The sequence below is a fragment of the Synechococcus sp. Lug-A genome (assembly GCF_024345655.1).
Taxonomy (GTDB): domain Bacteria; phylum Cyanobacteriota; class Cyanobacteriia; order PCC-6307; family Cyanobiaceae; genus MW101C3.
Genome location: NZ_JAGQBN010000031.1, coordinates 1 through 7,051, shown reverse-complemented (window position 1 = coordinate 7,051; position 7,051 = coordinate 1). Strand labels below are relative to the sequence as shown.

Annotated in this window: 6 protein-coding genes and 1 pseudogene; 2 read left to right on the top strand and 5 right to left on the bottom strand. The window is 66.2% G+C overall.

Annotated elements, in window-relative coordinates; translation table 11 throughout:
- Nucleotides 1-758: 758 nt before the first annotated feature.
- The 4 genes from mtnC to KBY86_RS15055 all read right to left on the bottom strand — a co-directional run bounded on the left by mtnC (nt 759) and on the right by KBY86_RS15055 (nt 3,795).
- Nucleotides 759-1,520: an acireductone synthase gene (gene mtnC / locus KBY86_RS15070; RefSeq protein WP_255141731.1), complete on the bottom strand. Its 762-nt coding sequence runs from the start codon at nt 1,518-1,520 to the stop codon at nt 759-761.
- A 2-nt stretch (nt 1,521-1,522) separates the two neighbouring features.
- Complete coding sequence (gene mtnB / locus KBY86_RS15065) at nt 1,523-2,203, bottom strand: methylthioribulose 1-phosphate dehydratase (RefSeq protein ID WP_255141730.1); 681 nt, start codon at nt 2,201-2,203, stop codon at nt 1,523-1,525.
- A 17-nt stretch (nt 2,204-2,220) separates the two neighbouring features.
- The gene (locus tag KBY86_RS15060; protein ID WP_255141729.1) at nt 2,221-3,066 is read right to left on the bottom strand and encodes a DNA-formamidopyrimidine glycosylase; all 846 of its coding nucleotides are present in this window, start codon (nt 3,064-3,066) and stop codon (nt 2,221-2,223) included.
- A 519-nt stretch (nt 3,067-3,585) separates the two neighbouring features.
- On the bottom strand, nt 3,586-3,795 hold the full coding sequence (locus tag KBY86_RS15055) for a photosystem I reaction center subunit IV (RefSeq protein WP_094510007.1): 210 nt from the start codon (nt 3,793-3,795) through the stop codon (nt 3,586-3,588).
- Nucleotides 3,796-4,006: 211 nt separating this feature from the next.
- Here KBY86_RS15055 and KBY86_RS15050 point away from each other — a divergent pair, with 211 nt between their 5' ends.
- Nucleotides 4,007-4,969, top strand: a complete 963-nt coding sequence (locus KBY86_RS15050) for a hypothetical protein (RefSeq protein ID WP_233132729.1) — start codon at nt 4,007-4,009, stop codon at nt 4,967-4,969.
- A gap of 67 nt (nt 4,970-5,036) precedes the next feature.
- Complete coding sequence (locus KBY86_RS15045) at nt 5,037-6,545, top strand: ATP-dependent DNA helicase RecQ (RefSeq protein ID WP_255141728.1); 1,509 nt, start codon at nt 5,037-5,039, stop codon at nt 6,543-6,545.
- Nucleotides 6,546-6,582: 37 nt separating this feature from the next.
- Here the strand turns inward: KBY86_RS15045 and KBY86_RS15040 are convergent.
- A pseudogene (locus KBY86_RS15040) lies at nt 6,583-7,051 on the bottom strand (peptidoglycan-binding protein); the annotation flags it as partial.

The following is a 7,051-nucleotide window of genomic DNA, read 5'->3' as shown; positions in this document are numbered from 1 at the left end:
TGGCCCCACTCCGATCCATCTCGAACTCGGTTGTGAAACGCAGTAGCGGCGAAGATAGTTGGAGGGTAGCTTCCTGCAAAAATAGCTCAATGCCAGGATAAAACTTTTCATTCCTACCAAGTTTTGCTTTGATCGAGCTTGTCATCTGATGATGATGAATCGAGAGAAGCAAAACACTGAAAGTCACCCGAAAGGGTGGCTTTTTTGTTGGTTGCGTGTTGGCTGGAGGATGGATTGCTGGTGGGGCAGATTCAAGACACATGCTGGGCATCACTATGAATCGCTCGTGAAGGAGCAGGGCGCGCGGTTTGTGCGGCAGCTGTGCCCCTCCCGCGGTGGAGGCACTGCCCTGCCTGGTGCAAGAGGCGTACCCCCGCTTGTCCTAGGCACGGAGCCTTTCGTACCCGTTCTGCTCGGCCATCGTCAGCACCGGCTTGGTGCGTTGGTATCTTGAGCGGCTTGACGCCAGCGGCTCACCTGCTCAGGTGAGAGCCCCCGCGGTCGGGTCAGCAGGTACTGGGCTCAGTGGCGCTCAACCCGGCCGTCTCATAACCCACCGTGAAGCTATCTGCAGGGCTCAAACTACTGAGGCTGGTGGATGTTTCGTCGATCCGAGCCGGTTTGCAGGCGGTGGGTGATGCATGGCATCACGGCCCTGCTGGCGATGGCGCGGCGCCAGCCAGCACCCCTGCTTTAACTTTTCATCAGCCTTGGGGCAATCGGCTGGAGTGTGGGAACGTTCCTGTTGGAGGATGGAATCACCCGGAATAGACGCCGGCGAAAGACTGAACAACGGGAAACGTGCCTGCCTCGCGGGAGGGATTGCCGGGCCGGTCGCTGAGCAGGGGGTGCATGCCAGCGATGTTGGCGGCGTCCAACTCCGCGATCGCATCGCTGATGAATAGAATGTGTTCGGACTCTACCTTCAGTTGGGTGGCGATTCTGGTGTAGCTGGAGGATTCTTGTTTGGCGCCGATGCGGGTGTCGAACCAGGCGGCGAAGAGTGGTTGGAGATTGCCGGCAACGCTGTGTCCGTATAGCAACTGTTGCGCTTTTACCGATCCTGAGGAATACACCCCAAGCTCTATTCCCATCCGCGTCCAGCGCTGCAGCGCTGGTGGAACGTCTTCGAAGAGGGGGGCGCACAGGTGGCCGGCCGCATAGCCACGTTCCCAGATGAGCCCCTGGAGATCCTTTAGCGGAGTCAGTTTCCTGTCGCACTGAATCAGCCACTTCAGATAGGGCAGCAGGCGTTGCGCCGTTGAGCCGTTGGCGCTCAATCGAGCCTTTGCCAGCAGCTCAAGCGCTTCGTTGTGATCCTCTTGCTCCCAGGCCTGCTCGACGGCCTGAAGCAGGACCTGTACTTGGGGAGTGCTGGCTTCTGCGGCAAGGAAGCCTTCCAGCTGATCTGCGGCATAGGGGAAGAGCGTGTCTTTCACAAAATCGAAAGGACAGGTGGTGCCTTCGATATCAAGAAGGATGTGGCTGATGGCTGTGCGAGCCGGGAGAGTGGACGTCATGGCTATGGCGCCGGTGTTGAGTGGGCAGGTGCTGTCGGGTGCAGGGACTTGACCACCAATTCTCTCCATGTCTGATCAAGGAGAAACTCAAGAATTTCCACGTGCCGTTGGGCTGTGAACAGATTGCTGCCCCAGGCATAAAGCCCATGGCCGCCGACCAGCAGGCCATGGGGGGCGTCGTTGAGCAAAGGGGAGGCAAGGTCACTCAGCCGACGCAGATCCTGGTCGTTCGGTACCACCGGCAGCACCACGCGGCTGTGATGGGTGGTGATGCCTTCCAGTCCCTTCATCATCTCCAGCCCTTCAAACACAACCCCCGCAGGGCCATGTTCGTTGTGCTGATGGCTCTGGAGAGCCAGGCGCGAAAGCAGGGTTGCCGCCGGTGAATGGGTGTGGAGCACAGCACCCGCACCGCAGGTGTGCACGATCTCCAGGTGCAAGAGCGTCTCTGCGCTGGCCCGTCCGTTGCCCTCCACCACAGCTCCCGCTTCGTTCACCTGCACCAGGTCGGCGCCACGAACAGAACCTTTGTGGATCCCGCTGGGCGCCATGAGCAGCCGCAGAGGATCCCTGCTCAGTACGCAACTGAAATTGCCACCGGTGCCATCACACCAGCCGCGGCGATGAAGGTCCCGGATCAGGCTGGCCAGAGCCTCAGCGGTTGTGGGTGGATCGAAAGGCATCGGCAGATCGCAGCCCTTCAATGCTGGCAGGACGGGCACCAGTGGGTTCCTCGCCCAGCCAGCCGCTCCCGTTGGATTGGTGTTCCGCACGTCCGGCAGGGCTGGCCGCCGCGTCGGTACACCCAGGCCATGCCGCCGTAGTTGCCGTTGGTGCCGCTGAGATCTCTGAAATCGCTGAAGGTGGTGCCTCCCGCTCCGATGCTCGTTTGCAGCACCCGCACCACGGCCTGGTGGAGCCGGTGAAGCTGCGCCACCCCAAGCCTGCCGCTGGGGGTGTGCGGATCGATGCCCGCGGTGAACAGAGATTCATCGGCATAGATGTTGCCGATGCCGGCCACCAGCGCCTGATCCAGCAGGGCGTTCTTGATCGGTCGCTGCGACCCCTTCAGGCGTTGCTGCAGGTAGGCGGCGTTGAACGCCGGACTGAACGGTTCAGGACCGAGACGGCTGAGGCCGTGCATCACCTGGCTGGGCTCGCTGCCCGCAGGAATCCACCACATCTGGCCGAAGCTGCGCGTGTCCACGAAGCGCAGTTCGTGACCCTGGAAGTCGTGGAACCGCACGCGCGTGTGGCTGCATGGTTCGCGCTCGTGATCAAGCCACTGAAACTGGCCTGTCATGCGCAGGTGCACACCCCACAGGCCGGCGGGCTCGCCATCGCGGCTGAGGCTGGCCAACAGATACTTGCCACGGCGCTGCCACAGACCCACCTGGGTGCCTTCAAGGGCACGACAGAACGCTTCGGGGTCGGCGGGATGGGCCACAGCCCTTGCTCTCAGCACACTGACGCGCTCCACCGTGAAGCCCGCCAACTGTCGCTCGAGGCCGAGACGCACGGTTTCGACTTCAGGCAGCTCCGGCAAGACGGTTTCTGGCGCGTTGCTTCAGGCTCCCATGCCGGCGCGCCGAGCCCACAGGTGCGGGGCTGCCTCTGGGGTTGCCCGCGTCGAGGGGGAGTAGGCGGCCAGAGGAACGCGCACGCACAGAACAGCCCAAGGCTGTAGGGGGACTGATGGATCGAGCTGGAGAATCAAGCCCGAGATGGCAGTGACGTCTCTGATCTGCGGTTGTGCAGCTGGAGAATGGTGGATAGACCACTCAAGCCAGCTGCTGGATAGGGGCGGCCCCAGCGGTGGGGCCCGACGTGTTGGATTGGCCTTTGAAGAAAAGGCTTCGGGTTGGGAGAGGAAGGCTTCAACTGAGGGCCGCAGGCTCAGCAAGCGCCGCACCAAGGTGGGCTGATGGAAGCCACTGCGGGGTCAGAACGGCCAGCGAAAAACATGCTGCTTCTAGGCAGGCGACTGGTGGAGAGAATCGCCTGTGGATCAGACCGTGTGCGGGGGCAGCCCTGCAGATGCTGGATGTGCCCCCGGGATTGGGACTCAGGCCTTCTCGAGCTCGGCTTCGGAGAAGTTGTTGGTATTGATGCCGCCTTCCGAACCGCTGAATCCGGTGTAGTTCACTTTCTCGAAGCGCACCACCACGGGGTAGCGGATGCCGGAAGTGTCGATCGACGCCACGGTGCCGACGTCGTTGAACCAATAGGACTCGGGTCGCTTGATGCGCACTTTGTCGCCGCGGGAGATGGCCATCGCTGCGCTGGAGAAGGTTGATTGCCAGTCGGAAGATACCCGAGGCCGGCGGGCCCAAAGGTGCCCGTGTCATGAATCGTCGTCGCCGGAGCAGGGCCGCCATGGGGGCGGGCGGAGCGTGGCACGATCGGCTGCTGCCGCCCCGCCGTTGTTGGAGCCCCCCATCCTCGATCTCGAGCTCCCCGATCCCCAGCGTGACGACATCAGCACGATGGAGTTCCTGGCGCGGCTGGAGGAGGCATGGGGGGTGTGCGACCGCTTCGACCTGCAGACGGAGATCTGGCGGGGACGCATCCTGCGCGCTGTGCGCGACCGCGAGGTTCGCGGCGGTGAGGGCCGGGGTACCGGCTTCCTGCAGTGGCTCAGGGAGCGGGAGATCAGCAAGACCCGGGCCTATGGGCTGATCCAGCTGGCGGAGTCTGCCGAAAGCCTGGTGGGCGATGGGCCGCTGGAGCAAAGCAGCGTCAACAACTTCTCGAAGCGCGCCTTCCTCGAAACGGCCCAGGCCGACCCCGAGGTGCAGCTGATGATCAGCGAAGCGGCCAACGAGGGGCAGCAGATCACCCGCAAGCAGGTGCGGCGCCTCTCTGATGAATTCACAGCGGCCACCAGCCCGCTGCTGCCCGAGGAGATCCGCCAGCGCACCCAGGAGAACCTGCTGCCCCCGCGGGCCGTTGCACCACTGGTGAAGGAGCTGGCCAAGCTGCCCGAGGCCCAGCAGGACGATCTGCGCCAGGCGCTGCGCGATGAACCCGAGCTTGACCGGGTCAGGGACGTGACCAGTACGGCCCGCTGGCTGAGCAAGGCGGCCGAGGCCGGGGCTGCGGTGCGCGCCTTTCAGCAAGGGGAGCTGCAACTGGAGAAAGCCCTGCAGGAGGCTCAGCGGCTCGACGCACTTGGTTTGCTGGCCGATGCGGTGGGGCAGGCGCAACAGCTCGAAAGTGCCGTGCTGAAGCTGCACACCAGCTGGCGACGGCTGGGGGGATTGCAGGAGCGCCTCTGGGTGGAGAGCGGCAGCAGCACGCCCCACCTGCGGGCCATGCTGACCGTGCTCCAGAGCCTGAGCGGTAGCACCCTGCGGGTGTCGTTGGGGGAGCTGGCCGGCGGCAAACGGGTGCGGCTGCAGCTGGTGGAGGAGAGCCCCGACCAGCTGGACGCACCGCCCTTGCCATGAGCGTTCCTGGCCACCAGATCTGGGGCCGCTAAGGTCGGGCCGCACCAGGGCTGTGGTCGGTTTGGCGATGGAAGCGCTCGAGGATTCCCTGGAGCGTCATTTCGGCTGGTCGCGCTTCCGGCCCGGTCAGCGCCCGGTGGTGGAGGCCCTCCTGGCGGGTCGCGACTGTCTGGCGGTGCTGCCCACCGGTGGTGGGAAGTCGCTCTGTTTTCAGCTGCCCGCCCTGGTGCGGCAGGGCCTGGTGCTGGTGGTGTCGCCGCTGGTGGCCCTCATGCAGGACCAGGTGGCGCAGCTGCAGCGCCGCGGCATCCCGGCCGCCTGCCTTCACCAGGGGCTCGATGCCGGGTCGCGGCGGCAGCTTCTGCATCGCCTCGCCGACAATCGCCTGCGCCTGCTCTACTTGGCACCGGAGCGGCTGCAGGCGGAAGCCACCCGCGCCCTGCTGGAGGACGTGCTGGAGCAGGGCCGGCTGGTGGCGCTGGCGGTGGACGAGGCCCATTGCATCAGCGCCTGGGGCCATGATTTCCGCCCGGATTACCGCCGCCTCGGGCAGCTGCGCAGCCTCTGTCCCGGTGTGCCCCTGGTGGCGCTGAGCGCCACGGCCGCGCCGCGCGTCCGCGCCGACATCATCCGGCTGCTGCAGCTGCGGCGCCCCCTTGTGCAGGTGCGCTCCGCCCGGCGCGCGAATCTCGTGTACGCCATGCAGCGGCGCCCCCCTGATCCGCTGCCACTGGTGCTCGACACGGTGGCGGCTGCGTCCGGGGCGGTGCTGATCTACGCCCGCACACGGCGGTCGGTGGAGCACTGGGCGGCGCGGCTCTCGGCTGCCGGGGTGGAGGCGATCGCGTATCACGCCGGCATGGACCCCGAAAGCCGCCTGCTGGCGCTTGAGCACTTCCAGCACCATCCGCGGCCGGTGCTGGTGGCCACGGTGGCCTTCGGCATGGGTGTGGACCGCCCGGATGTGGGACTGGTGCTGCATCTGGATCTGCCTGCCAGCGCAGAGGGGTACCTGCAGGAGTCGGGGCGGGCGGGGCGTGATGGCCAGCCCGCCCGCTGCCTGGTGCTCTTTGATCCGATGGACCGGCGCTCGCTGGGCTGGGCGATGCGCGCCTCCGGCCGGCAGCTGACCCCGGAGCTGCAGGAGCAGGAGAGGTTGCGGCTGGAACTGGCCCAGCAACAGCTGCGGCGCATGGAGGCGGTGGCGGAGGGGACGGGCTGTCGCGAGCAGGCCTTGCTGGAGGCCGTGGGCGAGCTGGTGCCCCCCTGCGGTCGCTGCGACCGTTGCCACAGCCGTGGGGTGCCGATCGACTGGTCGGCGCAGGCGGCGCAGGTGCTGACCCTGCTGCAGGAGCGCCGGGGCCTGGATCTCCCCCGGCTGGCCGATGACCTGGCCGATCACTCCGGTGCGGAGGACACCGCCGCTGCGGAGGGAGAGCGCTGGGGCTGGCTGGCGCGCCGGCTGGTGCAGGAGGAGCTGATCAGCGAAAGCGACGACGGCAGCCAGCGGCTCTGGATCCGGGAGGCCGGACGCCGCTATCTGCAGGAGCCATGGCCGTTGCGCTGGGCGGCATGAGCGGCAGGCGGGCCGGCACGCGTGGGCTGGACGGGGCTCAGCCGCCGCCGACCCTGCAGAGGTCTCTCACCAATTGCTGTTCAAACTCGCTCTGCGGGGCATCCCAGCTCTTCCAGGCACCAGCTTCGCCGGTGGCATTGAGCTTGCCGGCCGTGCAGTTGACCGCCAGGAAAATCGATTGGCCGGCGCTGTTCAGGGCCGGGGCCACCATGCTGCCGCCCAGAGGCTGCCAGTTGGCGAAGTCAACCTGAATCGGGCCGTAGGTGCGCCATTCCGGCGGTTTGGGGCCGGCCGATCTGGCAGCGGTGGCCGCCGGTTTGGGACGGGGGGCGGGTGCTGCCGCAGCCGCTGGCCTGGGTTGGGGGGCTGCTGCTGCTGGCGCCGGGCGGGTGGCAGCGGGCGCGGGTTGGGTGGCGGCTGCCGGTGCCGGCCTGGGCTGGACTGCTGTAGCCGTGGCAGCAGGTGCGGGGCGCACGGGCGCCGGCTGGGCTGCAGGTGCCGGTTTG

Excerpts from the sequence above, each read along its gene's own strand:
- KBY86_RS15055 (WP_094510007.1), bottom strand. The coding sequence starts at position 3,795 with ATGGCCATCTCCCGCGGCGACAAAGTGCGCATCAAGCGACCCGAGTCC.
- KBY86_RS15050 (WP_233132729.1), top strand. The coding sequence starts at position 4,007 with ATGGAGTTCCTGGCGCGGCTGGAGGAGGCATGGGGGGTGTGCGACCGC.
- mtnC (WP_255141731.1), bottom strand. The coding sequence starts at position 1,520 with ATGACGTCCACTCTCCCGGCTCGCACAGCCATCAGCCACATCCTTCTT.
- KBY86_RS15045 (WP_255141728.1), top strand. The coding sequence starts at position 5,037 with ATGGAAGCGCTCGAGGATTCCCTGGAGCGTCATTTCGGCTGGTCGCGC.
- mtnB (WP_255141730.1), bottom strand. The coding sequence starts at position 2,203 with ATGCCTTTCGATCCACCCACAACCGCTGAGGCTCTGGCCAGCCTGATC.